This is a genomic window from Rhizobium sp. JAB6 (assembly GCF_003024605.1).
Taxonomy (GTDB): Bacteria; Pseudomonadota; Alphaproteobacteria; order Rhizobiales; family Rhizobiaceae; genus Rhizobium.
On record NZ_PYJQ01000001.1, the window covers coordinates 860,412 to 883,961 of the forward strand.

Consider the following 23,550-nt stretch of genomic DNA (forward strand, 5'->3'; position numbering starts at 1 on the left):
ATGCAGGAAATGGCCATCATGGCGAAGCAGGCATTTTCGGATCAGGCGAAAGACATGGCGCTTTTGCGGGACGATGGCGATCCGATCTACCTGCAGATCTGCGCCCGTTTCAAGACCGCCATTGCCGAGGGGCGCATGGCGCCGGGGGATAGGGTGCCATCCGTGCGGGCGCTTGCCAGTGAACTGGGCTTATCGCGCGGAACCGTAAATCTTGCTTATCAGATCCTTGCAGAACAGGGGTATTTCGAATTTCGCGGCGCCGCCGGCACCTTCGTTGATCCGCAGCTGAAAAGCAGCGCCAGCCGATCGAACTCCTTGCCGGTAAGGGCCCCGTCGGAGCCGTCGTCAAACGCAAAGCCGTTTCAGCTCGGGCTTCCCGCGCTTGATGCCTTTCCGCGCAAGACCTGGAGCCGCCTCGTCAGCCGCCGATCCCGGCAGCTCGGCGCTGAACAGCTCGGCTATCCCGAACCTGCCGGCCTCATGGCGCTTCGCGAGCGTATTGCAGCCTGTCTCGCATTTTCGCGCGGGATTGTCTGCCAGCCGGAGCAGGTATTCGTGACAGCAGGCCATCGTGCCAGTCTCGCGCTGATCATGCAGGCGGTCTTTCGGCCGGGCGATGGCATATGGTTCGAAGATCCTGGCTATCCGGTTGCCCGCGAGTTCCTGCTGGCGATGCAGGCGAGGCTTCAACCCATCCCTGTCGATCAGGATGGGCTGGTGGTGGAGGAGGGCAGGAAACGTGCGCCGAATGCCCGCTTTGCTATCGTCACACCGGCCAACCAAAGCCCGCTCTGCGTGATGATGTCCAAGGACAGGCGCGGCGAGCTGCTCAAATGGGCCGAGGAGGGGCAATGCTGGATCGTCGAGGACGATTACGATAGCGAATATCGCTACAATCGCCGGCCGCCGCTCTCGCTGAAGGCCATGGACCGCGGCGAGCGCGTGCTGTTTACGGGCTCGTTCAGCAAGGTCCTCTATCCCGCGCTGCGGCTCGCCTATGTGGTGGTGCCTCCCTCGGAGATCGACGTCTTCGAGCGCGCTTGCCGGTCGATGGGCTCGGGCTGTCCTGAACTCCATCAGGCCGTTATCGCCGATTTCATCGAACAGGGCTATTTCATCCGCCACCTCAAGAAGATGCGCATGCTCTATGCCGAACGCCGGCAGATGCTGGTCGACGTCATGCAAGAGGTGTTTGGCGACAGCGCCAGGACGATTTCTCCGCCGGCCGGGCTGCACCTCGTCATGCAGATCGATCGACATCGTGCATCTTACAAAAAGATTGCCGCATTGGCGCATGCAGACGGCTTCGGCCTGCAACCCCTGGCGCTCTGGCACATGGGGCCGCAATCGGTCGATGGCCTGCTTCTCAGCTTTACCAATCTCAGCAGCAGACCGATGGCGCAATCGCTTGCGGCGCGGCTGAAGGCCATCTGCATTGCGTCCGACAAGGAATAGGCGAGATCTTGGCCTAGTCGAATCCGCAATTCTTGCATCTGTCTGCCAAGCCAAGCCTATGCAAAAAAATTGCCGTCAACCATGATGCAAACCTCATAGGAGTTCAAAATGGGCGAGACTGTTTTTCTTGCCGGAGCAACCGGCGCTATCGGACGCAAGCTCGTGCCCCTGCTTGTGGAGGCAGGCTTCACCGTCTACGGATCAACGCGCAAGCCGGAACGCCGCGAAAGCCTGCAGCAGGCAGGTGCCACACCTGTCGTCCTTGATGTCTTCGACGGCGAGGCGCTGAAGGCGGCAGTGGGACAGATCAGGCCCCGCATCGTCATTCATCAATTAACCGATTTGCCATACGGCCTCGATCCCGCACAGATGGAGGAGGGGCGTGCCCGCAACGCCCATATTCGCGAGGTGGGAACCAGAAACCTCGTCGACGCCGCCATTGCAGCCGGCGTGGAACGGATGGTGTCGCAAAGCATCGCCTGGTCCTATCGGGCCGGTGCTGGCCCGATCACGGAAGAAACGCCGCTTCAGGAGGGGGCGACCGCGATAAGAACGCTTGAGACCCTTACCCTCACCACCTCGGGCATTGCCGGAACGGTTTTGCGATACGGCCTCATTTACGGGCCTGGAACCGGCTGCGACGTGCCGAGCGGTCCCATAAGTCTGCATGTGGACGACGCTGCCCGCGCGGCCCTGCTCGCAGTGCAGGCTTCCGTGACCGGCGTCTTCAACGTGGTCGACGATGGCGGGCCGGTTTCAAACGCGAAGGCAAAATCGATATTGGCATGGCAGCCGGCCCAGCGCGGTTGGGAGTAGCTGCAGGCAAATCACGGCAACCCGTTGAAGCGGATGTACAGAAATTGATTCTTTGCTCCTTCGTTCTGTCTTCATGAGGCCAAAGCGATCACGCCCAGACATGCTCGAGAGCGCTTCTCACTCTCGGCTTTGCGGCGGCGGGCAAGGGCAGAATCGGGCGCGGCGGCTCGATCCTGCAAAGGTCCAGCGCTTCCGCAATCGCATACATGACGCGGAAGCTGCCGAACTCCTTGAACAGGCTCCATAGCGGCTGGAATTTTTGATCGAGCCGGCCGGCTTCGGCGGCGTCGCCGGCTTGGGCAGCCCGTGTGAGCGACAGCGCTTCGGCCGGCAGGAGGCCGGCGACCACGCTGTACCAGGCGTCGGCGCCGGCCAGCAGCCCGGCCGCCGCTCCCCAATCGCCGCTATAGCCGATGGCGAAACCCTTTGGCGTTTCCCGGCGCAGGCGCGCCATCTCTCCCTCGAAATCGCCGCCTTGTGGCAGAGGCATCTTCACTGCCACGATATTCGCGATCTTTGCCAGGCGGGCAATCAGCCCATGGCTGAATGTGAATTTCGTCGTGCCGGGATTGTTGTAGATGCAGAGCGGCAGCTCGCCGGTCTCCGCGACGGTAGCGAAGTGCTGATAGACCTCTTCCTCCGTGAGCGGAGTATAGGATACGGGGGCAAGCAGCAGCCCATCCGCGCCGGCCGCCTTGACGTCACGCGCCAATGCCTGCGCTTCGTCGGTCCGCAGCGCTCCGACACCGACGATGACCGGGATCTTGCCGCCGACACGTGTCATCGCCGTCTGTACGGCCCGCCGGCGCTCGTCGCGTGACAGAAAAGCATAACCGCCCGTACTGCCGAGCAGCCCGATGGAGTCAGCGCCCGCCAGATGAATGCGTTCGAGCAGGCGGGTGAGCGCTGCAACATCCACGCGCCCGGAAGCGTCGGTCGGGGTAATGGGAAAGGCCGAAAGACCAGTAAAGAGCGTCATGATCGTCTTCATCCTTCATCGAGCTCCGGGCAATCGCAGCGATCGAAAACTGGCTTTGAATAGACCACGCAAGTCATATCCCGCTCAGTAGTTTGGTGGCAATCATCCACATGACAAACGCGATGAGCGTTTCCAGAATGCGCCAGGATGCGGGTTTTGCGAAGATCGGTCTCAGCCATCTCGCGCCGAAGCCGAGCGAAAAGAAGAACAGCAAAGAACCCGTTATGGCACCCGCCGCAAATGAAACCTCGTTTCCTGGAAATCGGGTCGAGATCGTGCCGAGCAGCGCCACCGTGTCGAGATAGACATGCGGGTTGAGCCAGGTGAGCGCCAGGCACATGGCAAGCGTCTGCCGGAAGCTCGATGATTTCGCCTCTCCGGCAGCCAGCACCGCGGACGAACGAAAGGCGGAATAGAGGCTCCTGGCTCCATACCAGATCAGGAACGCCGCTCCGGCATAGCGCATGACGGGATCGAGCCAGGGCAACAGCGCGGAGATTTGGCGGAAGCTCGTCACCCCGAGGATGATGAGCACGGCATCGGAGAGCGCACATGCCAGGCACACGGCGAATACATTCTCATTGCGAAGGCCCTGACGCAGGACGAAGGCGTTTTGCGCGCCGATTGCGACGATCAGGCTGAGCCCCATCATCAGGCCCGTCATATAGATTGAAAAATTCATGCTTGGAGCAATTCCAGGAAAAGTGCGAAGCGGTTTTCCGTCCGGAATTGCGCAAAAAACGAAAGACTCCAGCGAAATGCACCGAACGAAGAGCATTTCCGATATCGCCTCAGAAAGGTTTAGGCTACTTAATGCTACTAACCCGGATTAAGAAAAACTAAGCCATGCTCGACTATTCCGCCCTCCGTGCCGTCTCCATGGTCGTTCAGACCGGCAGCTTCGAAAAGGCGGCAGCCATTCTCAATGTCACGCCTTCCGCCGTTTCGCAGCGGGTGAAGCAGCTCGAAGAACGGCTGGGTATCGTCCTGATCGTCAGGGGCAATCCCTGTACCGCGACGGAGAAAGGCGAATGGCTCTGTCGCCATATGGAGAATGTCGGCATGCTGGAAGACGAGCTTTTCGGACGCTTGCCGGCGCTTGTCGATCCCGGCGAGCCCAAGCAAAGGGTCACGCTTCACATTGCCACGAATGCCGACAGTCTCGGGACGTGGTTCGTGGAGGCCATATCGGGCTTTGCCGAAAATTCTCCCTATCTGCTGAATATCGCCATCGACGACCAGGATCATACCGCCGAATGGCTGCAGCGTGGCCGGGTCATCGCAGCCGTCACCGGCCTGGAAAAGCCGATCCAGGGGTGCCGGCGCATATCCCTCGGCGCCCTCCGCTACCATGCAACCGCGAGCCCCGGTTTCGTCGCCCGGCATTTTTCACAGGGCGTTACCCCAAAAGCGATCCAGAATGCGCCGGCCCTGACCTTCAACCAGAAGGACAGGCTTCAAAGCCGGTGGATTCGCCAGACTTTTGGAGAGGATTTTGCCTATCCGAGCCACTGGCTGCCTTCGACTCAAGGCTTCGTCGATGCCAGTCTTTCAGGTATGGGGTGGGGAATGAATCCCATCCAGCTTGTACGGGAGCATCTGGAAAGCGGTCGCCTGGTCGAGCTGATTCCCGGCACGCCGTTGGACATTCCGTTGTATTGGCAGGTAAACCGCCTCGCAGCCGACCGGCTTGCCGAGCTTACGCGCAGGATCACTGCGACGGCCAAAGCTCATCTGTCACCGTGAGATGTGCATCTAGCTAACTGCCATTCGCCGCGCTACCGGAACGCAATGTTCGCGAATTGGTGCCTTGCCCGGTTGCCCTTTCTCTCTATGCTGCCCCCGACTTCCAGGGAGATTGCCTTATGATCCTGCATTGCGTTTTTCTTAGACTCAAATCCGCCCTGACACAGGATGAGAAGAAGGCGCTCTTCGATTCCGTCCTCGCCTTGCAGAAGGTCATTCCGGGGATTGTCGGCGTGAAATACGGGCCGAATGTTTCGCCCGAAGGCCTGCATGGCGGTTTCGCCGATGGATTTGTCGTCACCTTCGAAAGTGTAGAAGCGCGCGATGCCTATCTGGTGCATCCCGATCACGTCGCCGTCGGCGAGCGGATCGTTTCGTCGACGGATGGCGGTCTGGCTGGCCTGATGGTCTTCGATTTCAACATTTAAGCGGGCAGTCGCAGGCAGCCCGTGCCTGCGACTTTCTCGTTGCGTGATCAGCTTGATTTCGCCATCGCCGCGGCGAGTTGATCAACGTTATAACGGAACATTTTTTCGTAAGTCGAAGCCGGTCCGTTGGCCTTTGAAAGCGATTCGACATAAAGCTCACCGCCGGGCTCGGCGCCGGTTGCCTTGGCAACCTGCTTGACGAGGCGCGGATCGTTCGAGTTTTCGAAGAAATAGGTCTTCACATGCTCGGTCTTGATCTGCTCGATCAGCTTGGCGACATTGGCGGCCGAGGCTTCCGTCTCGGTGGAAACGCCGAGCGGCGACAGGAAATTGACCTTGTATTCGCGGCCGAAATAACCGAAGGCGTCGTGGCTGGTCAGCACCTTGCGGCGGTCTTCCGGGATCTTGTCGAACTTGCCGTGCGCATAGGCGTCGAGCTCGCTCAGCATTTTGGTGTACCGTTCGGCATTCGCCTTAAAGTCAGCGGCATCGGCCGGATCGGCAGCGGAAAGAGCCTTCTCGATATTGGCGACCCAGATCTTCACATTGACCGGACTGTTCCACACATGCGGATCGGTGACCGTCTTGCCGTCATCGACCATCGTACGCGTGTCGATGCCTTCGGAGACAACGACGGGCGTTCCCTTGTAGCCAGAGGCGCTGATCAGCCGGTCCATCCAGCCTTCCAGCCCTTCGCCGCTGACGAAGACGACCTTGGCGGCATTCAGCGTCTTGGCATCGGCCGGCGAAGGCTCGAATTCATGAGGATCGCCGTTAGGGCCGACGAGGCTCGATACCTTCACATGGTCGCCGCCGACATGCTTGACCACATCGGCAAGCACGGTGAAGGACGCCACGACATTGAGCGTTTCGGCGGAGGCCGGTGCGGCAACGCCGAAGGCGACGAAGGCCGCCGCCGCGGCTGAGAGGAGCAGTCTCTGTGTGTTCATGCGAGTCTCCTTGTTCGGATTAGCCCCGGAGATGGGGACGGGGGAAGAGCCGCCGGGCAAGGCCCGAGGGTGCGAAGAGAATGGAAAAGCCGTAGATCAAGCTGGCGGTGATGATGATGGTCGGGCCTGACGCGAATTCGAGATGGTAGGAGGCGATGAGGCCGACATAGCCTGACGCCATCGCCGTTCCTGTCGCGATCATCATCATGGCGGGCAGGCCGCGCGACCAGAGCTGCGCCACGGCCGCGGGCAACATCATCAGCCCGACGGCCATCAGCGTGCCGAGCGCCTGGAAGCTGGCGACGAGATTGAGAACGACGAGCAGCAGGAACAGGAAGTGATAAAGCGGCCCGCGCCCGCCGACGGCCCGCAGGAAACCGGGATCGAAGCATTCCATCACGAGCGGGCGGTAGATGACGGCGAGCGTCAGCAGCGTCGCCGTGGTGATCGCGCCGATCTGGTAGAGGGCAGGGGCGTCGATTGCGAGGATGGTGCCGAAGAGCACATGCAGGAGATCGATGTTGGAGCCGCGCAGCGATACGATGAGAACGCCAAGCGCCAGCGAGGCCAGATAGAAGCTCGCGAAACTCGCATCCTCCTGCAGCACCGTCGTGCGGCTGACGAGGCCTGACAGCAGCGCCACCGAAAGGCCGGCGACAAGGCCGCCCAGCCCCATGGCGGTCAGCGAAAGAGAGCCGGCAATGAGATAGCCGATGGCGGCGCCAGGCAGGACGGCGTGGCTCATGGCATCGCCCATCAGGCTCATGCGCCGGAGCATCAGGAAGACGCCGATCGGCCCTGAGCCGAGGCCGAGGCAAATACACGCGATCAGCGCGCGCCGCATGAAACCATAATCCGCAAAGGGCGCGAGGAAGACGTCGTATATGGTCATTCGCACAGCTCCCGCTTCACGAGGCCGCCTTCGTCATGCTCTTCTTCCGGCAGGCATGTCTCGGCTTCCTCGTCCCAGTGCTCGGCCATGGCGCGCGCCTCGATGAGATTGCCGGGGCTCATGATATCCTGCGTCTTTCCCCATCCCACGAGTTCGCGGGCGATCAGCAGCGTTTCCGGGAAATAGCTTCGCACCTGCTCGAAATCGTGCAGCACGGCGATGACGGTGCGCCCCTCCCCGTTCCATTGCAGCACGAGGTCGAGAAGATCGCGCGTCGTCCGCTGGTCGATCGCCGTGAAGGGTTCGTCCAGCAGGATGACACGGGCATCCTGCAGCAGCAGCCGCGCAAAGAGCACGCGCTGGAACTGTCCGGCCGAAAGTGAGCCGATATGCCTTTTTTCGAAACCCGAGAGCCCGACAATGCCAAGCGCCTCGCGCGCCCGCTCGGCATCCTCTCGGGAAAATTGGCCGAAAGCACCGGCATTCTTCCAGGTGCCTAGCATGACGGTATCGGCGACCGAAATTGGAAAGCGTCTGACGATATCGGACACTTGCGGCAGGTAGCCGAAATCGTTGCGCGTCAGCGCCCCTCGATCGATCGACCCTTCCGCCGGCCGTAATTCGCCGACGATGGCCTTGAGCAGGGTCGACTTTCCCGCCCCGTTCGGCCCGGCAATCGCCGTCAGACTGCCGGCCGCAAAGCCGCCCGAGATGTGATGCACGGCGGGATGACGCTCATAGGTGACGGTGAGATTGTCGAGGCGGATGATGTCGCTCATGCCAGCGCCACTGCCCAGCCGATTGCCCCCCAGAGTAACGCTACGCCAATGGCCACGTAGGCAAGGCGCATCAGAGCCGAGCGTCCCATGAGGGACGATGCGAAGGGATCACGGTTAAAGGGCATTCCCGAGCTTTCATTATGTAATAACATTACGGGGTAGTAGCCGACGAAATGCGGCAAAAAAGAGGCGGATGGGAAATTGATAACGGTTGAGCCCTGGCAATTGGTTCTTTCCACCGACAATGCTATATACGGTGCATTAATTGCTATTCGGTGACCTGGTTCGGCGATCGGGAAGGGAGACGCTTATGAATGTTTCTATCGGTGAACGCTGGGAAAAATTCGTCGAGAGAACGGTGGAAGAGGGTCGTTACAGCTCCGCGAGCGAGGTTGTGCGCGAAGGTCTCCGGCTCGTAGAGGAGCGTGAAGCCAAAATAGCAGCTCTGCGGCGTACTCTGGAGGCATCGATCGATCGCGGCGGCGATATATCTGACGAGGAGCTTGGCGCCGCTTTGGAAGCCAAGGCTGCCGAACTGGCAAAAGAAAGCACTTGAGTGCCTCGGCTTCGTTATACAGCCGCTGCGCAAGATAACATCCTGGATATTCTTGTATTCATAGCGCGTCAAAGCGGCAGTCCAAAGGTCGCTTTGAAATTCACAGCGGAGCTACGCCGCAAATGCGCAAGTCTTGCGGCCTTACCCGGTCAAATGGGCCGTCCGCGCCCGGAACTGAGAGACGATATCCGCAGCTTCGCATTTCGTGGGCATATGATCTTTTTCCGCTATGTCGACGATGTTTTCGAGGTTTTGAATGTGTTCGAAGGACATCGTGATTTCGACAGTTATTTCAATGATGAAGACAAAAACAAGGGGCGCTTTTGAGACGCCCCTTATTTCTTCCATCCATCAAAATCTTAAAGCTGCTCCATCATCGCAGCGGCGCCCGAAACCGTCGCTTGGCCGGGACTTTCCTCAATGTTCAGCGTCTTCACCACACCGTCTTCCACCAGCATGGAATAACGCTTGGAACGAATGCCAAGGCCGCCGGCAGAAAGATCGGCCTCAAGACCGAGAGCCTTGGTGAAGGAGCCGTCCCAGTCGGCGAGGAAGTGTATCTTGCCCATGCCGCCGGACGATTGTGCCCAGGCGCCCATCACGTGCCAGTCGTTGATGGAAACGACGGCGATGTCATCGACGCCCTTGGCGAGAATGGTGTCGCGGTTTTCGAGAAAGCCCGGCAGGTGATTGAGCGAGCAGGTGGGCGTAAACGCACCGGGCACGGCGAAGAGCACGACGCGCTTGCCGGCAAAGAGCTGTTCGGTGCTGATCTCGACCGGGCCGTCGGCGGTTTTTTCCTTGAAGGTGGCGGCAGGCAGCGTGTCGCCGATGGCGATAGTCATGGCACTCTCCTTGGTCGTTGTTTCGGGGCGCTCGAATGGCCGCCGATGGCATGAAGACGGTTCAGAGAACTATAGATCCGGCCTATTCCAGCGCAAGAGTGGTTTCCATCGCCCGGTCGCCATCGACAACGAGGATGCCCCAGCTCTTGCCCTTCGGATCGTAATCCTTCGGCAGCTTGCCGATCTCGATATCGGCCGAGAAGGTGGTTCCCTCGTGCTTTGCATTCGCCTGCTGAAAGAATACATAGCCCGATGGCCCCGTGACGTAGATTTCGGGCGCCTTTCCTCCCGCTTCCGGCAGCGTCAGCCGCAGCGAGAGGCTCTTGGCGTCAGCTGAGATCTGATAATTCTGGATTGCGAAATCCGCGGAGGGGGCTTCGGGAAGCACCGCCTGCGCCGCATCGAGCAAGGCCAGCTCGCGCGAGGTCGGTTGTGCATTTGCCGGCAAGGGCAAGGAATATTCGGCCTGGAAGGGGATGCAGATATCCTTGCAGAGGCCGACGAAAGCCGTCAATTCGAGCTTGTCCGGTGCCTCGCCGGTGACGCGAAGATCGAGCGGAAACGTGACCGGAGCGTCGTAGCCGATTTCCCGGACAGGGCCGACGCTGATTGGTTTCGGTACCGGGTAGCTCGCCCTTGCCAATGTTACGCCGCTGCCCGGTGCCGGCGTTATTTGCGGCGGAATTCCGCCCTGACCTGGCTCGCGCCAATAGGTGATCCAGCCCGGCTCCGGTTCGATCTGCAAGGCGGCGCGGATATGCCCTTGGGTGTCCGGCGCCAGCGCAACCAGACGCATTCTGCCGCCCTGATTGTCTACCCAGTCGCTCGTTGCGGCATGGACCGCCGCGGTCCCGCAAAAGAAAGTGGCGAGAAGGGCCGTCAGGCGGGCAATGGTACTTATTTCGATCATGCAGCAAGGATTTAGCCGATCGAGCTGCCAGGAGCCAGCGCGGACGAAGAGCCAAATGATCATTTTCAGTTGATTGATTTATGACATTGCCCCATCTTGATCATAGGCGGTGCAGTTGCGGACTGCGGTCAGGAGGCACAATGTCCCTATCAACGCTGAAGAATAGACGCGAAAGAGGTTTTCTCGACGGTCAGTTCCTGATCGCCATGCCGGGCATGGAGGATCGGAATTTCCATCGAACGGTGATTTATATCTGCGCCCATTCCGATGCCGGTGCCATGGGCTTCGTCATCAATCGGGCTCAGAAGCTGACATTCACCGATGTGCTGCTACATCTCGAAATGATCAAGGACGACGACGCGATCGTGCTGCCGCAGAGGGCGCGCGACTTCCCTATCCAAACCGGCGGTCCCGTCGAAAGCGGCCGAGGTTTCGTTCTGCATTCGGACGACTATATCAGCGACAGCAGCATCCCGGTCAGCGACGACATCAGCCTGACGGCGACGCTCGATATCGTACGGGCGATTTCCAGGGGGAGCGGCCCGAAACGTGCCACGATGCTGCTCGGCTATGCCGGCTGGGGCGCAGGCCAGCTCGAAGCCGAGATCGGAAATAATGGCTGGCTGAATTGCCCGGCAAACGAAGAGCTGATCTTCGATCGAAGTCTCGACAACAAGTATGATCGCGCGCTGGCTCTGATGGGCATCAATCCTGCGATGCTATCGCTGCAGGCGGGGCATAGCTGAGCCGATATGCCGCTATTTTGGAACGAAATAGCCTAGGTGACGTTTTCTTGTCACCGACGGCAATTCCGCCGTCTCAGGCAAGGAGGCGTCAGAGATGAGCAGCACGACCGACAAGGTGTCCGGTAAGATGAATGAAATGGCCGGTAAGGCCAGGCAGGCGGCCGGCAAGGCGACCGATGACAAGGAAATGCGCGCCAAGGGTTCTGCCCAGGAAGCCAAAGGCAAGATGCAGAGCGCCGTTGGCAAGGCGAAGGATAAGGTCAAGGGTGCAGTCGACCGGATGTGACTGCTTGCATTTGCCAGATCCATGATCGCCGCTCCGTCAGGATGGATGTTGTAGCGGCGGTAATGGGAGGAAGGGCCTGTTACGGAAACGTGGCAGGCTCTTTACTGTCGGCCAATAATTTTCCGAGGGTACGCATGCGGCTTTTCACCTGCGACCATTGCGGCCAGCCCGTTCACTTCGATAACAGACAATGCGTCCGCTGCGGCCATCAGCTCGGTTTCATTCCGGATCGCCTGGCGATATACGCGCTGGAAGCTGAAAATGCCGCCAATTGGCATCCGGTGTCCGAGCCGGCACACCATGTGCGGTTTTGCGCGAACGCCGGACTCGATATCTGCAATTGGCTCATCGATGCGGACGATCCGCAACCCTATTGCGTCGCCTGCCGGCACAATCGTCTCGTGCCGAACACCGGCACTGAACAGGGCGTAGATCGCTGGAGGCGTATGGGCCAGGCGCAGCGGCATTTGTTCTATTCGCTCTTGCGCTGGAACCTGCCGCATCCCGATCGGCAGCAGGACCCCCAAAGTGGGCTCGTCTTCGATTTTCTCGAGGATGAGGTGCAGGGCGATACCGTGGTCCCGGCGATGACCGGTCATGAGGAGGGACTGATCGCGATCCGAGCCGCCGAGGCCGACGATGTGACGCGCGAACAGGCGCGTACCTCGATGAACGAGCCATATCGCACCTTGCTCGGCCACTTCCGCCATGAGATCGGTCATTTCATCTGGAACAAGCTTGTCCGCGACCGCGATCAGTTCGATGCCTTTCGCGCCGTCTTCGGCGACGAGCGCGCCGACTATGGTTTGGCACTTCAGGCTCATTACGAGAACGGGCCGCCCGCGAACTGGCAGGAAAGTTTCATCAGCGCCTATGCCAGCTCCCATCCCTGGGAAGATTTCGCGGAATGCTTCGCGCATTATCTGCACATCGTGGATACGCTGGAAACGGCGCGCTCCTTCGGCTTGGCGATCGATCCTCACCGCTATCACGACATGGCGGCCGAAGTGGACTTCGACCCCTATAAGGCTAAAAGCGCCGAGCAGCTCGTCAATGCCTGGATCCCGTTGAGCGTGGCGATCAATTCCATCCAGCGCAGCATGGGGCAGCCGGATTCCTATCCCTTCATCCTCTCGCCGCCGGTAGTTGCCAAGCTCGACTATATCAGGGAATTGATCGACAGCGCCTGATCAAGACTCAGGCGCGCTTCGTCAGCGGAAAGCGTTCCTTTAGCAGGCGGACCACGGAATCCGAACCCATCGGCGGGCCGAAGATGAAGCTCTGACCATAGGTGCAGCCGATCTTGGCAAGCTCCAGCGCATCCTCTTCCGATTCGATGCCTTCGGCGACGACGCGCATGTTGAGTTCTCGCGCCATGGAGATGACCGAACGCAGCAGAACCGCCTTCTTGTCGCTATCGTCTCTGACCATCGCCTTGTCGAGCTTGATCGTGTCGAAGGGAAAGCGGGTGAGATAGGCGAGGGAGGAATAGCCGGTGCCGAAATCGTCGAGCGCGAGGCCGATCCCGGCTTCACGCAGCTTATCGAGCACCAATCGCGCCTGCTCCGGATTCTCCATAACCTGCGATTCCGTCAGCTCCAGCTTGATCCGGTGCGGATCGCAATGGGTCTTGGCGAGCAGGGCGCGGATATCGTCGTAAAGCTCGTTGTTGAGCAGCTGTACGCTGGAAAGATTGATGGAGACGAAGAGCGGCAGGTCGCCGGTCTGTCGCTGCCATGCCTTCAGGTCGTTCGTTGCCTGCTCGAGCGCGAACATGCCGAGCGGACCGATGATATCGGAAGCTTCGGCGATCGGGATGAACTCCGACGGCGGAATATTACCCCGCTTTGGATGCTCCCAGCGCATCAGCGCCTCGAAGCCGGCAATCTCGGCATCTTCGAGCCGAACGATCGGCTGGTAGACGAGCGAGAGTTCCTTTCGTTCGACCGCGCGGCGCAGATCGGTTTCCAGCTGCAGCCGGTCGGTGCCGAAGCTGCGGAAGGCCGGCTGGAACGGTTCGACGCGATTGCCGCCGGCGCGCTTGGCGCGGTACATGGCGAGCTCCGCGTCACTCAGCATACCCGTCGCGTTCTCCTGCTGATCCACCCAGGACGTCAGTCCCACAGATGCCGTCAGGATGATTTCGCGATTGGCGAAATTGATCGGCACCATGATGGCCTTGCTGATCGCGTCGGCGAAGTCGGCGACCTTGGCGGGATCGCGTTCGGAAACGAGGATGAGGCCGAACTGGTCGCCCGAAAGGCGGGCAAGCGTATCCTGCGGCTTCATCAGCCGGCGAAGACGCCGCGTCAGCGCGATCAGGATATTGTCGCCTGCGGCAAAGCCAAGGGTATCGTTGACGAGCTTATAGCGGTCGATATCGATGACGATGACCGTCGGCCTGAGCTGATTGCCGTCCGAGGCAAGCGTCAGTACGGACTGCAAGCGGTCGAGAAAGACCTGTCGGTTCGGCAGTCCGGTGAGATTGTCGTGCACGGCGTCGTGCAGCAGCCGTTCGATCGAATTCTTCTGCTCGGTAATGTCGACAATGGTGCCGACGCAGCGAATGATCTCGCCGTTGGAGCCGAGCACCGGCCGGGCGCGGATCGACAGCCAATGGAAATGTCCATCCTCTGCACGAATGCGGAATTCATGATTCAGCCGGCCGCGCCGGTGTTCCAGAAGCACGTCGAGCGTGGCGCGGAAGCGGTCACGATCATCGGGATGCAGGCGCGGCAGCCAGTTGCGCGCGGCGCCATGCATGGTGCCGGGCGAAAGGCCGAGCTTCAGCGAGATGTCGGGCGTCGTCACGACACGGTCGCGCGCCACGTCCCAATCCCAGACGGTATCGCCGGAACCTGTGAGAGCCAGGGATTGCCGCTCCAAATCGGAGAACAGGCCCTGCTGGAATGCGCCGCCGGCAAAGGCGTGCTGCATGACAGTGAAGCCGATCAGCAGCACGATCAGCACGAGGCCGCCGCCGAGTGCGGGCTGGATGATGTCGTTGTCGAGCTTGCCCATGACCGTCATCCAGGCCCCGAACAACCAGACGAGGATCAGCGCCCAGGCGGGCACGAGCAGGATGGCCCGATCATAACGGCTGAAGCCGAGATAAATGATGAGGAGCAGGCCCGCCGTCGCGGTCAGCGCCAGCGACAGTCGGGCGATGCCGGCGGCAATCGACGGATCGTAGATCGCCACACCGAAGAGCAGCGCTAGACCGAGCACCCAGGCAAGCGTCACATAGCCGAGATGAGCGTGCCAGCGATTGAGATTGAGATAGGTGAAGAGGAAGATCACCAGGCTGGAGGCGAGCGCCACCTCCGCGCAGGCGCGCCATATTCGCTGGTCGCTCGAGGTGAGGCTGATGAGCTTGCCGAGGAAGCCGAAGTCCACGCAGATATAGCCGAGCACCGCCCAGGCAAGCGCCGCCGTCGCTGGCAGCATCGAGGTTCCCTTGACCACGAAAAGGATGGTCAGGAACACCGCCAGCAGGCCGGCAATGCCGAGCACGATGCCGCGATAGAGCGTAAAGGCGTTGACCGTATCCTTGTAGGCGTTCGGCTCCCACAGATAGAGCTGCGGCAGGTTCGGTGACGAAAGCTCGGCAACGAAGGTGACGACCGCGCCGGGATTCAGCGTAATGCGGAAAACGTCCGCTTCGTCGCTCGGCTGACGGTCGAGCGCGAAGCCTTCGCTCGGCGTGATCGCGACGATGCGCTGCGAGCCGAGATCGGGCCAGAAGACCTTCGAATTCACCAGGCGGAAATGCGGGGCGACGATGACGCGCTCGAGCTGCTCTTCTGAAACGTTGGCGAGCGCGAAGACCGCCCAGTCGCCTTGGTGGTTCGGCGAGGAGGAGCGGACCTCGATGCGGCGGCGGATGCCATCGGCGCCGGCAGCGGTCGAAACCTGAAAGGCTTCACCCTGATTGGTGTAGATCTCGGTTGTCGCCGTCAGGTCGAGCGCCGTATCGTCGCGGGAAATCTTGACGGGCTCTGCGGCATGCGCCATTCCGGCGATGAGCAGCAGCAAAATGGCTGCAAGCGTAGAGGTTAGCGCGGATAGCCGCCTGGCCATCGGCCATGTCTGCATGATTCCGGCGATCATCGCTGGTCAAAGCTTTGGTTCGGGTTGGTATCGGATGCCAACCTTGAAAACATCACATGGTCGCGCCACTGACCGTTGATTTTAAGATAACCGCGCAAATGACCTTCCCGCTGGAAACCGGCTTTTTGCAAAAGCCGCATGCTACGCTCGTTATCCGGAATACAGGCTGCTTCAATTCGGTGCAACTCAAGTCCGGAAAAGATATAGGGTATAACCAACTGAAGTGCGGCGAACATATGTCCCTGACCGGAGTAGCGCTCGCCCATCCAATACCCGATCATGCAGCTCTGCGCAGCACCGCGGCGAATATAGCCGATCGTGATGCCGCCAACCAGCGTCATGTTTTCCCTTAGAAAAATGAAGAGCGGTATGGCCTGACCGGAACTGTATTCCTGCTTGCCCCGAATGATACGCGCCCGATAGGCGCCCTCTGTCAGCTCGTCGTGGCGCCACGTAGGCTCCCAGGGTTCGAGAAAGCGGCGGCTTTCCGCCCGAAGCTTGTGCCATTGATTGAAGTCGGAGTAGCGCGGCAGACGCAGCAAATAATTGTCGTTTTCGAGTTCAACCGCGTCCGAATGACGTGAGAGAAACCGAAAGACAGATTTTTGCATGCCGCCAAGCACTCCCCCGAGAATTGCACCCATAGGCCTGCCGGCGTGCCCTTAGCCGCTTGCGCTTCTGGAGGCAGGGGCCGGCGACGACAGCGAGGTGACGATGTCTTCCATCGGTGCAAGCTGCTCCAGCGGCCCGATCGCAGAAAGCGTCGGTACTGTATCGAAGAACAGGCGGCCGGCAAGATCCGTCAGGCGCTCGATCGTGATGCCTTCCAGGCGCTCCAGCATCTCCTGGTTCGGGATGGGGCGGCCATAAAGCATCATCTGCCGGGCGACCTGGCCGGCGCGGGCGGCCGGGCTTTCCTGGCCCATCAAGAGCTGTGCGCGGATCTGGGCTCGAGCCCGCTCGATTTCCTGCTGCTGAATGTCATGGGAGGATTTATGCAGCTCGTCGACGATGACGGGCAGCAGCTCCGGCAGGTTCTCGCCGCCGGTCGCGGCATGGATGCCGAAGATGCCGGTGTCGGAGAAGCCCCAATGGAAGGCATAGACCGAATAACAGAGGCCGCGGAATTCGCGCACTTCCTGGAAGAGCCGCGAGGACATGCCGCCGCCGAGGATGTTTGCGAGAATCTGCGAGCAGTAGAAATCGCGGGTGTGATAGGCGCGGCCTTCGAAGCCCAACAGGATCTGCGCATCCATCAGGTCGCGCGTTTCGCGAATGTTGCCGCCGATATAGCGCGCCGGCTCGACAACGGGCGGAGCGGACGGTTTAGTCGGCAGGCTGGAGAAGCGCTCTTCGACCTGCCGCACGAAGCTTTCATGGTCAACCGCGCCGGCCGCCACCACGAACATGCGGTCCGTCGTGTAGTTGCGGCCGAGGTAATGGCGGATCTGTTCCGGCGAGAAGGAGAGGACGGTTTCCGGCGTGCCTAGAATGGCGCGCCCAAGCGTCTGATCGCGATAGGCGACCTCCGAAAACTTGTCGAAGACGACATCGTCGGGCGTATCGTTGGCGGCATTGATTTCCTGCAGGATGACCTGCTTTTCGCGCGCCAGCTCTTCTTCCTCGAAAGCCGACTCCGTCAGGATATCGGCGAGAATATCGACGGCAAGCGGCACATGGTCCTTCAGCACGCGGGCATAATAGGACGTAGTTTCGGTCGAGGTGGCGGCGTTGACTTCGCCGCCGACATTCTCGATTTCCTCGGCGATCTCCCGGGCGGAGCGCCGCGCCGTACCCTTGAACGCCATATGTTCGAGCAGATGCGCGATACCGTGTTCTGCTTCGGTCTCGTTGCGCGAACCCGACTTGATCCAAACGCCGAGGGCCACGCTTTCGAGGTGTGGCATCGATTGGGTCGCTACTGTCAGCCCGGACGCTAGCCGGGTGCACTCCACTGTCATCGCCTGTCTTTCCGCGTCTGTTATTCGCCGGTCCGGATATGCTTGCCGATAAAGTTTTCAACGGCTTTAAGTTCCGGATCGAGAATGTCGAAACGCTCCTCCCTGGTCATCAGACCAGCAAGCCACGTCGGAAGCGCCGGGTCAATACCGGATGCGGATTTTACTGCGGCGGGGAATTTTGCCGGGTGGGCCGTCGCCAGTGTCACCATCGGGCTGCTGGGACGCTCGTTCTTGCCGGCAATGAAGACGCCGATCGCCGTATGCGGATCGAGCAGATAGCCCGTATCGGCAAGGGTCTGACGGATCGTTTCGGCCACCTGCTTCTCGCTGGCGCGGCCGGCGCGGAAATCCTTCCTGATGAGCTTCAGTGCCTCTTCGCTGACGGAAAATCCGTTCGACTGCTTCAGGCTCTCCATGGCGGCGCGCACCTTGGAGGCGTCGCGGCCGTTGGCCTCGAACAGCAGCCGCTCGAAGTTGGAGGAGATCTGAATATCCATCGAGGGCGAGGTGGTTGCCTTGACGGACCGCATCTCATAGCGCCCGGTTTTCAGCATACGTGCCAGGATATCGTTCTCATTGGTGGCGATAACCAGTCTTTCGATCGGCAGGCCCATGCGCTTGGCGACATAGCCGGCGAAAATATCGCCGAAATTGCCCGTGGGTACAGTGAACGAGATTTTCCGATCCGGACCGCCAAGGGCGACGGCTGTCGTGAAATAATAGACCACCTGCGCCATGATTCGCGCCCAGTTGATGGAATTGACGCCCGAAAGCTTGACCTTGTCGCGGAAAGCGGCGTCGTTGAACATGGCTTTGACGAGATTCTGGCAGTCGTCGAAATTGCCCTTGATCGCCAGCGCATGCACATTTGCCGCCGTCGAGGTGGTCATCTGCCGCTGCTGCACCGGCGAGACTTTACCATGCGGGAAGAGAATGAAGATGTCGGTTCGCTCTCGCCCGGCAAAGGCGTCGATCGCCGCGCCGCCGGTATCGCCCGAGGTCGCGCCGACGATGGTGGCCCGCTGGCCGCGCTTCTCCAGCGCATAATCCATCAGCCGCGCCAGCAGCTGCATGGCGACATCCTTGAAAGCGAGCGTGGTGCCGTGGAAAAGCTCCATGACGAAGCTGTTCGGTCCGGTCTGAACGAGCGGCGCCACTGCCGGATGCCGGAAGGTGGCATAAGCATCGTCGATCATGCCGCGGAAGACATCGGCCGGGATCTCGCCATTGGTGAAAGGCGAAAGGACGGCGAAAGCGATATCCTGATAGCTCTTGCCGCGGAAGGCACGGATTTCCTTCTTCGTCAGCACAGGCCATTCACGGGGAACATAAAGCCCGCCGTCACGAGCAAGGCCGGCCAGAAGAGCGTCGCAGAAGCCAAGGGCAGGGGCTTCTCCCCGCGTTGAAATGTAGTCCACGGTCTAGAATTCCTTTGGTCGCAAAATTGCCTGAGTGATCGATTGAGAGGGTAGAGGAACGAAGCGACGGCGGCCGGTCTTTTTGCGTCGGATCAACCGCGTGGTTTTCGTGTTTGCGCAAGGCGGGTCCGATCAGCGCCTGGTGGGGGCCGCTTGTGGCAATCTGTCGATCTCGAAAAGTGAGCCAAACGGTGTCTACCCAATCGATTTTTCGCTGTGTCGCTGGTATAGACCATCGCCAAGTGTCATAAAAGGCCCGTTTGACAGGCTGCGGGCCGATAATGTGAAATTATATGGAGAGGGTGGAATAATAGTGTTTGGCAAGGTTTCGCGTCGTCTTTTCTCCGCTTCCCTTCTGGCATTGCTGACGGGCTGCAGCACTCTCGGCATCGGCGGCAACAGTGAAAAACAGCCGGCAACGGATGTAACGGTAGCGCCGCAAGCAAGCGCCGCGACGGCGGCTCCGACCGGCGGCCAGGCCTATGTTGCAGGCAAGTGCCCGCAGGCTGTCATCCGCGACGAGGATTCGGTCTATCGCACCTACGCCAAGGGCGCCAAGGACGACCCGAAACAGCTGATCTACCAAGCTTCGCTGGCTGAGGCGACCCGCCAGTGCACCACGGACGGCACCAGCCTCGGCATTCATGTCGTGGCGCAGGGACGCCTGGTTGCCGGTCCCATGGGCGGCTCCGGCAAGATTACCCTGCCGATCCATGTTGCCGTCATGGACAACGACAATGCGCTCTATAGCAAGACCATTATGTATACGGCGGATATTCCGCCAGGCGAAAGCACGGCGCAATTCCTCTTCACAGATAACGATATCCAGATTGCCGGCGGCTCCGGCGGCTTCACCATCGTCCAGATCGGCTTCGATCAGGGCCCGCAGAAGCCCGTGAAGGGTGCGAAGCCGGTACGCAAGAAGCGTCACTAAAGTTGGGGTCAGCTAGTAGGCAGTAGGCAGTAGGCAGTAGGAAAAGATCACCTTGTCCTTGCTGCCGCCGGCACTATAGCCCCAACATGCCTATTGCCTCAGAGCACGCCGTCCCATTCCGCGAGCGCCATGACGACGCCGGGCAGGTCGGCCATGCGGCTGACGACGGTTTCGGCGCCTGCATCGGTCAGGCGGTCGGCATGCGAGGGATAGGTATGAGATGCCCCGGTGAAGCCGATGACGCGCATGCCGGCGGCGCGCGCGGCGTGAACGCCGTGGACGGAATCTTCGACGACGATCGTGTTCGCCGGGCTGACATTCATCTGTTTGGCGCCGTGCAGGAAGATGTCCGGTTTGGGCTTTACTCGGTCCGCGCCGAGATCCTTGGCGGAGTAGATATGCGGCGCAAAGAGTTTGAGATAGCCGACCTTCGTCAGCATCATCTCGAGGCGGGCGGAGCTCGAATTCGAGCAGATGCAGCGCGGCATCGGCAGGCGCGAGAGCGCCTGCGGAACGCCAGGAATAGGCTGAACGTCGCTGGCAAGCTTCAGGTCGAGCAGCTTTTCCGATTTGTCGAGGAGTGAAGCGGAAAGCGGAATGCTCGCCTCGCGCTCGACTTCGAACAGAATGTTGCGCCAGGTCATGCCGGCGAAGCGCTCGCCCATTTCCTCGGTGCTGATCGGGTAGCCGGCATCGGTCAGCAGCTTCGATTCGACCTCGGCCGCGATGATTTCCGAATCGACCAGAACGCCGTCGCAGTCGAAGATGATGAGATCGAAGCCATTGCTCATGAAAATTGCTGCCTTTGATGTGGCTTGGTTCGGCACGCTGCAGGAAACCATTGGTGTTTCGGGGCGTGCTCTCAAAAATGACCGCCGCGCTTTACACGATATGCCGGTAAAGCTCAACCAATTGGCGGGCATGGCTGCGCTGCAATGAGCGAAAGGGTCGAAGTGTGCGAAAGAGGTGATGACGATTTCTTGTCGCTCGACGCCGACCCTCGACATCGGCCCTCGACATCGGATTGGCCCGCCTTTAAGGATCGGCCATGGCCAAGGAGCGCGACGACACTATTGCCAGCCGCATCAGCCGGGTGCTTGCCGACCGCATCATCCGCGGCGAGATCGCGCCCGATGCCCGCCTGCGGCAGGATCACATCGCCGAAGAGTTCGGCACCAGCCATGTGCCGGTGCGCGAGGCGTTCCGGCGGCTGGAGGCGCAGGGGTTGGCGATCAGCCTTCCGCGCCGTGGCGTACGCGTCGCCTCCTTCGATCTCAAGGAAGTCCGCGAGGTTGCGGAAATGCGCGCAGCCCTCGAGGGACTCGCTCTCAAGCACGCGGCGCCGCATCTGACTTCAGCCATCCTGGACGAGGCCGAGCAGGCCACGCGCGACGGTGATGCCGCCGGCGACGTCCATGCCTGGGAGGAGGCGAATCGCCGTTTCCACCGCCTGATCCTGGCGCCCTGCGGCATGGCGCGGCTGCTCGCGGCCATCGACGACCTGCATGCCGCGAGCGCTCGCTTTCTCTTCTCCGCCTGGCAATCCGGCTGGGAAAAACGCACCGATCACGATCACCGCGCCATTCTGGCGGCGCTGCGCCACGGACGGGCCGACGAGGCGGCTGGGATCCTGCAAAAGCATGTGCAGTGGATCGGTCGCGCGCCGGTGCGCACGCCTTCCGGATCGACGCGCGACGCCTTCGCAATCGTCGGCTGAAATTATAGATAACTTAGGATGGATGGCTGAGCATTCCCCCGGCAACGGTGCTTTACGAGGGATTCGATCGCTCTGTCGCCCACCGCGCCTTGGCCGGGGCCGAGCCGCGGTTCGCCGCGCTCCCTAGATTTATTGCTCTTGTTTTCCAATATGATCTCAAGATTGCTCAGAATTTTGAGCGCTTGCCACTTGCCTGATTTTGCGATCTCTCCCATAAAATAGATGAGATCGGAAAATTATCTATAATTTGAAAGGAGAGCCCATGTCTCTATTGCAGCATCATGATGAAGTCGCTTTCGATCCGCTTCGTCTCGGCCAGCGTTCGCTTGTTGCCAAGACTGCGTTCGTTCTCGCCGGAACGCTGATTCTGGCGTTGGCATCGCAAATCGCAGTGCCGATGGTGCCGGTGCCGATCACCATGCAGACATTCGCGATCACTATGATCGGCGGGCTCTATGGCTGGCGTCTTGGTGCAGTCACGGTTCTCGCCTGGCTGGGTGAAGCTGCGATCGGCTTTCCGGTTCTTGCCGGCGGGGCAGGCGGCATTGCGCCGTTTATGGGGCCGACGGCGGGTTATCTGGCCTCCTTCCCGATCATCGCTGCCCTCGCCGGCTGGCTTGCCGAGCGCGGCTGGAGCGGCAACCGCGTCGTGCGCAGCTTTCTCGCCCATCTCTCGGCCAACATTCTCTGCCTCGCCATCGGCGGCGCGTGGCTGGCGGCATTGATCGGCGCGGAAAAAGGCTGGCTGCTTGGCGTGGCGCCATTCATCCTCGGCGCCGTGCTCAAATCCGCCCTTGCGGCTGCGGTGCTGAAGACCGTCCAGATCTACGGCGGCAAGGCGCGTCTGAATTGATTGTCAGGCTTCGTGCCCACCATCTGCTCTGCATGCTGACCTTCGTCGGTGAAGGCTATACCTCGGCATTCACCGACAATTATCGCCGCATCGCCGAGCGGCTGTCGGAAGGGGAGGAGATCAAACTGGTCTCCGGCCCGGATGACATCTGCGCGCCGCTGCTTGGCGAGGAAGAACCGCACTGCTTCAAGGCTTCGGTCATCGAGCGGGATGCGGCGGCTCTTGCCGACATCGCGGCATTGCTGGGGGAGGAGATCGGCTCTGGCACTGTGTTGGTGCCGGATGCCAGACTGCTTTCCAAGCTGCGCCGCAATTTCGCCAGCGGCGAAATCCGTCACGCTTGCCTGGGCTGCGAATGGGGTGAGCTCTGCAGCCGCATTGCTGACAGCGATTTCAGTGGTGTCCTGATCAAGGCAGACTAAGGTTCATCCTACGGCTCGGGTCGTGTGACCTCATCACTTAACTCAAGCGGAAAAAGCGCCAGAAAGCGGCGCTCGCCCTCGGGTGTGAAGAAGATCGAGCGGCTGTTTTCGGTGCGCCGCGCCCATCCCTTGTCGAGGAAATTCGAAAGCAGCGCCTTGCCGAGACTGCCGGCCAGATGCGCCCGTCGCTCGCTCCAATCCAGGCAGGATCGGCAAAGCGGGCGGCGGCTGGAGCGCAATCCGGAGATGTCGATGCCGATCGATCCCAGATGCCTTTCGCCATCGGCCGTCAGGCTCAGACCTTCTCCCACGGCGGAAATCGATCCTGCCTCTATCAGGCTGTCGAGCATGCGCACGCCATAATCGCCGGCCAGATGATCGTAGCAGATGCGCGCCTTGCGCAGCGCCGGCTCCTTCGGGCCGGGACGATGGCGCAGATGACCGCGGCTCGCGGCAAAGCCCATGATGCCCTCGAGCAGCTTGCCGACGCGATCGTCCGCCAGCGTGAAATAGCGATGACGGCCCTGCTTGCGTTGCGCCAGCAGGCCGCCCGTTTCGAGCTTGGAAAGATGGGCGCTCGCCGTCTGCAGCGTCACGCCGGCAGCCGCCGCCAGCTCGGTTGCCGTCAACGCCCGACCGCCCATCAGCGCCGTCAGAATGTTCGCTCGTGCGGGATCGCCGATCAGCGAGCCGATCTGTGCTATGTCTGGACCTTCTTTCATACTTCGATCGTAACCGAACCATCTC

27 protein-coding genes are annotated in these 23,550 nt (G+C 60.6%); 14 read left to right on the forward strand and 13 right to left on the reverse strand.

From position 1 onward, the window contains the following. Positions 1 to 18: 18 nt before the first annotated feature. Both C7U61_RS04185 and C7U61_RS04190 read left to right on the forward strand, forming a co-directional pair. The gene (locus C7U61_RS04185; RefSeq protein ID WP_106996945.1) at positions 19 to 1,455 is read left to right on the forward strand and encodes a PLP-dependent aminotransferase family protein; all 1,437 of its coding nucleotides are present in this window, start codon (positions 19 to 21) and stop codon (positions 1,453 to 1,455) included. Between the two features lie 108 nt (positions 1,456 to 1,563). Then, entirely contained in the window at positions 1,564 to 2,271 is a 708-nt protein-coding gene (locus tag C7U61_RS04190) for an NAD(P)-dependent oxidoreductase (RefSeq protein ID WP_106996835.1), read from the forward strand. An 88-nt stretch (positions 2,272 to 2,359) separates the two neighbouring features. Here the strand turns inward: C7U61_RS04190 and C7U61_RS04195 are convergent, their stop codons facing one another. After that, a complete protein-coding gene (locus C7U61_RS04195) occupies positions 2,360 to 3,250 on the reverse strand; it encodes a dihydrodipicolinate synthase family protein (RefSeq protein WP_106996946.1) in 891 nt (296 codons plus the stop codon). Positions 3,251 to 3,323: 73 nt separating this feature from the next. Further along, on the reverse strand, positions 3,324 to 3,932 hold the full coding sequence (locus C7U61_RS04200; protein ID WP_106996836.1) for a LysE/ArgO family amino acid transporter: 609 nt from the start codon (positions 3,930 to 3,932) through the stop codon (positions 3,324 to 3,326). Positions 3,933 to 4,096: 164 nt separating this feature from the next. Between C7U61_RS04200 and C7U61_RS04205 the strand changes: the two genes are divergently transcribed. Beyond that, entirely contained in the window at positions 4,097 to 4,996 is a 900-nt protein-coding gene (locus C7U61_RS04205) for a LysR family transcriptional regulator ArgP (RefSeq protein ID WP_106996837.1), read from the forward strand. A gap of 119 nt (positions 4,997 to 5,115) precedes the next feature. Beyond that, entirely contained in the window at positions 5,116 to 5,424 is a 309-nt protein-coding gene (locus tag C7U61_RS04210) for a Dabb family protein (RefSeq protein ID WP_106996838.1), read from the forward strand. Between the two features lie 47 nt (positions 5,425 to 5,471). Here C7U61_RS04210 and C7U61_RS04215 read toward each other — a convergent pair whose 3' ends face one another. From C7U61_RS04215 to C7U61_RS04225, 3 genes are read right to left on the reverse strand one after another with little or no spacing between them, the layout of a single operon-like run. Continuing rightward, the gene (locus C7U61_RS04215) at positions 5,472 to 6,374 is read right to left on the reverse strand and encodes a zinc ABC transporter substrate-binding protein (RefSeq protein WP_106996839.1); all 903 of its coding nucleotides are present in this window, start codon (positions 6,372 to 6,374) and stop codon (positions 5,472 to 5,474) included. A 19-nt stretch (positions 6,375 to 6,393) separates the two neighbouring features. Continuing rightward, positions 6,394 to 7,266 (reverse strand): metal ABC transporter permease, encoded by an 873-nt coding sequence (locus tag C7U61_RS04220; RefSeq protein WP_106996840.1) that lies wholly within the window; start codon positions 7,264 to 7,266, stop codon positions 6,394 to 6,396. Continuing rightward, positions 7,263 to 8,045, reverse strand: coding sequence for an ABC transporter ATP-binding protein (locus tag C7U61_RS04225; RefSeq protein ID WP_106996841.1), 783 nt, complete (start codon positions 8,043 to 8,045; stop codon positions 7,263 to 7,265). The genes C7U61_RS04220 and C7U61_RS04225 overlap by 4 nt, the downstream gene beginning before the upstream one ends. A gap of 310 nt (positions 8,046 to 8,355) precedes the next feature. Between C7U61_RS04225 and C7U61_RS04230 the strand changes: the two genes are divergently transcribed. Both C7U61_RS04230 and C7U61_RS04235 read left to right on the forward strand, forming a co-directional pair. Beyond that, on the forward strand, positions 8,356 to 8,601 hold the full coding sequence (locus C7U61_RS04230) for a type II toxin-antitoxin system ParD family antitoxin (RefSeq protein ID WP_106996842.1): 246 nt from the start codon (positions 8,356 to 8,358) through the stop codon (positions 8,599 to 8,601). Beyond that, entirely contained in the window at positions 8,602 to 8,928 is a 327-nt protein-coding gene (locus tag C7U61_RS04235; RefSeq protein ID WP_106996843.1) for a type II toxin-antitoxin system RelE/ParE family toxin, read from the forward strand. A 32-nt stretch (positions 8,929 to 8,960) separates the two neighbouring features. On the opposite strand, the gene C7U61_RS04240 is transcribed toward C7U61_RS04235, so the two are convergent. Together C7U61_RS04240 and C7U61_RS04245 are read right to left on the reverse strand one after the other, a co-directional pair. Beyond that, positions 8,961 to 9,446 carry a peroxiredoxin gene (locus tag C7U61_RS04240; protein ID WP_106996844.1) on the reverse strand — a complete coding sequence of 162 codons (486 nt, stop codon included), beginning with the start codon at positions 9,444 to 9,446 and terminating at the stop codon, positions 8,961 to 8,963. Positions 9,447 to 9,528: 82 nt separating this feature from the next. Beyond that, the gene (locus tag C7U61_RS04245; RefSeq protein WP_106996947.1) at positions 9,529 to 10,356 is read right to left on the reverse strand and encodes a protein-disulfide reductase DsbD domain-containing protein; all 828 of its coding nucleotides are present in this window, start codon (positions 10,354 to 10,356) and stop codon (positions 9,529 to 9,531) included. A 140-nt stretch (positions 10,357 to 10,496) separates the two neighbouring features. Between C7U61_RS04245 and C7U61_RS04250 the strand changes: the two genes are divergently transcribed. From C7U61_RS04250 to C7U61_RS04260, 3 genes are all read left to right on the forward strand, one after another. Continuing rightward, positions 10,497 to 11,102, forward strand: a complete 606-nt coding sequence (locus tag C7U61_RS04250; protein ID WP_106996845.1) for a YqgE/AlgH family protein — start codon at positions 10,497 to 10,499, stop codon at positions 11,100 to 11,102. A gap of 94 nt (positions 11,103 to 11,196) precedes the next feature. Beyond that, positions 11,197 to 11,388, forward strand: a complete 192-nt coding sequence (locus tag C7U61_RS04255; protein WP_106996846.1) for a CsbD family protein — start codon at positions 11,197 to 11,199, stop codon at positions 11,386 to 11,388. 134 nt (positions 11,389 to 11,522) lie between these two features. Then, positions 11,523 to 12,578 carry a putative zinc-binding metallopeptidase gene (locus C7U61_RS04260; RefSeq protein WP_106996847.1) on the forward strand — a complete coding sequence of 352 codons (1,056 nt, stop codon included), beginning with the start codon at positions 11,523 to 11,525 and terminating at the stop codon, positions 12,576 to 12,578. A 7-nt stretch (positions 12,579 to 12,585) separates the two neighbouring features. Here C7U61_RS04260 and C7U61_RS04265 read toward each other — a convergent pair whose 3' ends face one another. The 4 genes from C7U61_RS04265 to thrC are packed head-to-tail and all read right to left on the reverse strand — an operon-like array spanning position 12,586 to position 18,877. Continuing rightward, the gene (locus C7U61_RS04265) at positions 12,586 to 15,468 is read right to left on the reverse strand and encodes an EAL domain-containing protein (RefSeq protein ID WP_245410737.1); all 2,883 of its coding nucleotides are present in this window, start codon (positions 15,466 to 15,468) and stop codon (positions 12,586 to 12,588) included. 26 nt (positions 15,469 to 15,494) lie between these two features. Then, positions 15,495 to 16,109 carry a GNAT family protein gene (locus C7U61_RS04270; RefSeq protein WP_106996849.1) on the reverse strand — a complete coding sequence of 205 codons (615 nt, stop codon included), beginning with the start codon at positions 16,107 to 16,109 and terminating at the stop codon, positions 15,495 to 15,497. Between the two features lie 51 nt (positions 16,110 to 16,160). Continuing rightward, entirely contained in the window at positions 16,161 to 17,459 is a 1,299-nt protein-coding gene (locus C7U61_RS04275) for a pitrilysin family protein (RefSeq protein ID WP_106996850.1), read from the reverse strand. Positions 17,460 to 17,479: 20 nt separating this feature from the next. After that, positions 17,480 to 18,877, reverse strand: a complete 1,398-nt coding sequence (thrC, locus tag C7U61_RS04280; protein WP_106996851.1) for a threonine synthase — start codon at positions 18,875 to 18,877, stop codon at positions 17,480 to 17,482. Positions 18,878 to 19,190: 313 nt separating this feature from the next. Here thrC and C7U61_RS04285 point away from each other — a divergent pair, with 313 nt between their 5' ends. Then, positions 19,191 to 19,811: a hypothetical protein gene (locus C7U61_RS04285; protein ID WP_106996852.1), complete on the forward strand. Its 621-nt coding sequence runs from the start codon at positions 19,191 to 19,193 to the stop codon at positions 19,809 to 19,811. 98 nt (positions 19,812 to 19,909) lie between these two features. Here C7U61_RS04285 and C7U61_RS04290 read toward each other — a convergent pair whose 3' ends face one another. Next, positions 19,910 to 20,602 (reverse strand): HAD family hydrolase, encoded by a 693-nt coding sequence (locus C7U61_RS04290; RefSeq protein WP_106996853.1) that lies wholly within the window; start codon positions 20,600 to 20,602, stop codon positions 19,910 to 19,912. Here C7U61_RS04290 and C7U61_RS19450 point away from each other — a divergent pair. From C7U61_RS19450 to C7U61_RS04310, 4 genes are all read left to right on the forward strand, one after another. Then, positions 20,601 to 20,750 carry a hypothetical protein gene (locus C7U61_RS19450; protein ID WP_162703346.1) on the forward strand — a complete coding sequence of 50 codons (150 nt, stop codon included), beginning with the start codon at positions 20,601 to 20,603 and terminating at the stop codon, positions 20,748 to 20,750. The two genes, C7U61_RS04290 and C7U61_RS19450, sit on opposite strands and share 2 nt — an antisense overlap. Positions 20,751 to 20,859: 109 nt before the next feature. Further along, positions 20,860 to 21,528: a GntR family transcriptional regulator gene (locus C7U61_RS04295; protein ID WP_106996854.1), complete on the forward strand. Its 669-nt coding sequence runs from the start codon at positions 20,860 to 20,862 to the stop codon at positions 21,526 to 21,528. Between the two features lie 262 nt (positions 21,529 to 21,790). Beyond that, positions 21,791 to 22,381, forward strand: a complete 591-nt coding sequence (locus C7U61_RS04305; protein ID WP_106996856.1) for a biotin transporter BioY — start codon at positions 21,791 to 21,793, stop codon at positions 22,379 to 22,381. Next, a complete protein-coding gene (locus C7U61_RS04310) occupies positions 22,378 to 22,803 on the forward strand; it encodes a DUF1284 domain-containing protein (protein WP_106996857.1) in 426 nt (141 codons plus the stop codon). The genes C7U61_RS04305 and C7U61_RS04310 overlap by 4 nt, the downstream gene beginning before the upstream one ends. Before the next feature lie 8 nt (positions 22,804 to 22,811). Here the strand turns inward: C7U61_RS04310 and C7U61_RS04315 are convergent, their stop codons facing one another. Next, positions 22,812 to 23,525, reverse strand: coding sequence for a helix-turn-helix transcriptional regulator (locus tag C7U61_RS04315; RefSeq protein WP_106996858.1), 714 nt, complete (start codon positions 23,523 to 23,525; stop codon positions 22,812 to 22,814). Positions 23,526 to 23,550: the final 25 nt, after the last annotated feature.

Excerpts from the sequence above, each read along its gene's own strand:
- C7U61_RS04190 (WP_106996835.1), top strand. The coding sequence starts at position 1,564 with ATGGGCGAGACTGTTTTTCTTGCCGGAGCAACCGGCGCTATCGGACGC.
- C7U61_RS04210 (WP_106996838.1), top strand. The coding sequence starts at position 5,116 with ATGATCCTGCATTGCGTTTTTCTTAGACTCAAATCCGCCCTGACACAG.
- C7U61_RS04260 (WP_106996847.1), top strand. The coding sequence starts at position 11,523 with ATGCGGCTTTTCACCTGCGACCATTGCGGCCAGCCCGTTCACTTCGAT.
- C7U61_RS04240 (WP_106996844.1), bottom strand. The coding sequence starts at position 9,446 with ATGACTATCGCCATCGGCGACACGCTGCCTGCCGCCACCTTCAAGGAA.
- C7U61_RS04305 (WP_106996856.1), top strand. The coding sequence starts at position 21,791 with ATGTCTCTATTGCAGCATCATGATGAAGTCGCTTTCGATCCGCTTCGT.
- C7U61_RS04255 (WP_106996846.1), top strand. The coding sequence starts at position 11,197 with ATGAGCAGCACGACCGACAAGGTGTCCGGTAAGATGAATGAAATGGCC.
- C7U61_RS04220 (WP_106996840.1), bottom strand. The coding sequence starts at position 7,266 with ATGACCATATACGACGTCTTCCTCGCGCCCTTTGCGGATTATGGTTTC.
- C7U61_RS04275 (WP_106996850.1), bottom strand. The coding sequence starts at position 17,459 with ATGACAGTGGAGTGCACCCGGCTAGCGTCCGGGCTGACAGTAGCGACC.
- C7U61_RS04205 (WP_106996837.1), top strand. The coding sequence starts at position 4,097 with ATGCTCGACTATTCCGCCCTCCGTGCCGTCTCCATGGTCGTTCAGACC.
- C7U61_RS04290 (WP_106996853.1), bottom strand. The coding sequence starts at position 20,602 with ATGAGCAATGGCTTCGATCTCATCATCTTCGACTGCGACGGCGTTCTG.
- C7U61_RS04315 (WP_106996858.1), bottom strand. The coding sequence starts at position 23,525 with ATGAAAGAAGGTCCAGACATAGCACAGATCGGCTCGCTGATCGGCGAT.
- C7U61_RS04250 (WP_106996845.1), top strand. The coding sequence starts at position 10,497 with ATGTCCCTATCAACGCTGAAGAATAGACGCGAAAGAGGTTTTCTCGAC.
- C7U61_RS19450 (WP_162703346.1), top strand. The coding sequence starts at position 20,601 with ATGAAAATTGCTGCCTTTGATGTGGCTTGGTTCGGCACGCTGCAGGAA.
- C7U61_RS04245 (WP_106996947.1), bottom strand. The coding sequence starts at position 10,356 with ATGATCGAAATAAGTACCATTGCCCGCCTGACGGCCCTTCTCGCCACT.
- C7U61_RS04225 (WP_106996841.1), bottom strand. The coding sequence starts at position 8,045 with ATGAGCGACATCATCCGCCTCGACAATCTCACCGTCACCTATGAGCGT.
- C7U61_RS04295 (WP_106996854.1), top strand. The coding sequence starts at position 20,860 with ATGGCCAAGGAGCGCGACGACACTATTGCCAGCCGCATCAGCCGGGTG.
- C7U61_RS04230 (WP_106996842.1), top strand. The coding sequence starts at position 8,356 with ATGAATGTTTCTATCGGTGAACGCTGGGAAAAATTCGTCGAGAGAACG.
- C7U61_RS04265 (WP_245410737.1), bottom strand. The coding sequence starts at position 15,468 with ATGGCCAGGCGGCTATCCGCGCTAACCTCTACGCTTGCAGCCATTTTG.
- C7U61_RS04195 (WP_106996946.1), bottom strand. The coding sequence starts at position 3,250 with ATGACGCTCTTTACTGGTCTTTCGGCCTTTCCCATTACCCCGACCGAC.
- C7U61_RS04215 (WP_106996839.1), bottom strand. The coding sequence starts at position 6,374 with ATGAACACACAGAGACTGCTCCTCTCAGCCGCGGCGGCGGCCTTCGTC.
- C7U61_RS04270 (WP_106996849.1), bottom strand. The coding sequence starts at position 16,109 with ATGCAAAAATCTGTCTTTCGGTTTCTCTCACGTCATTCGGACGCGGTT.
- C7U61_RS04200 (WP_106996836.1), bottom strand. The coding sequence starts at position 3,932 with ATGAATTTTTCAATCTATATGACGGGCCTGATGATGGGGCTCAGCCTG.
- C7U61_RS04185 (WP_106996945.1), top strand. The coding sequence starts at position 19 with ATGGCGAAGCAGGCATTTTCGGATCAGGCGAAAGACATGGCGCTTTTG.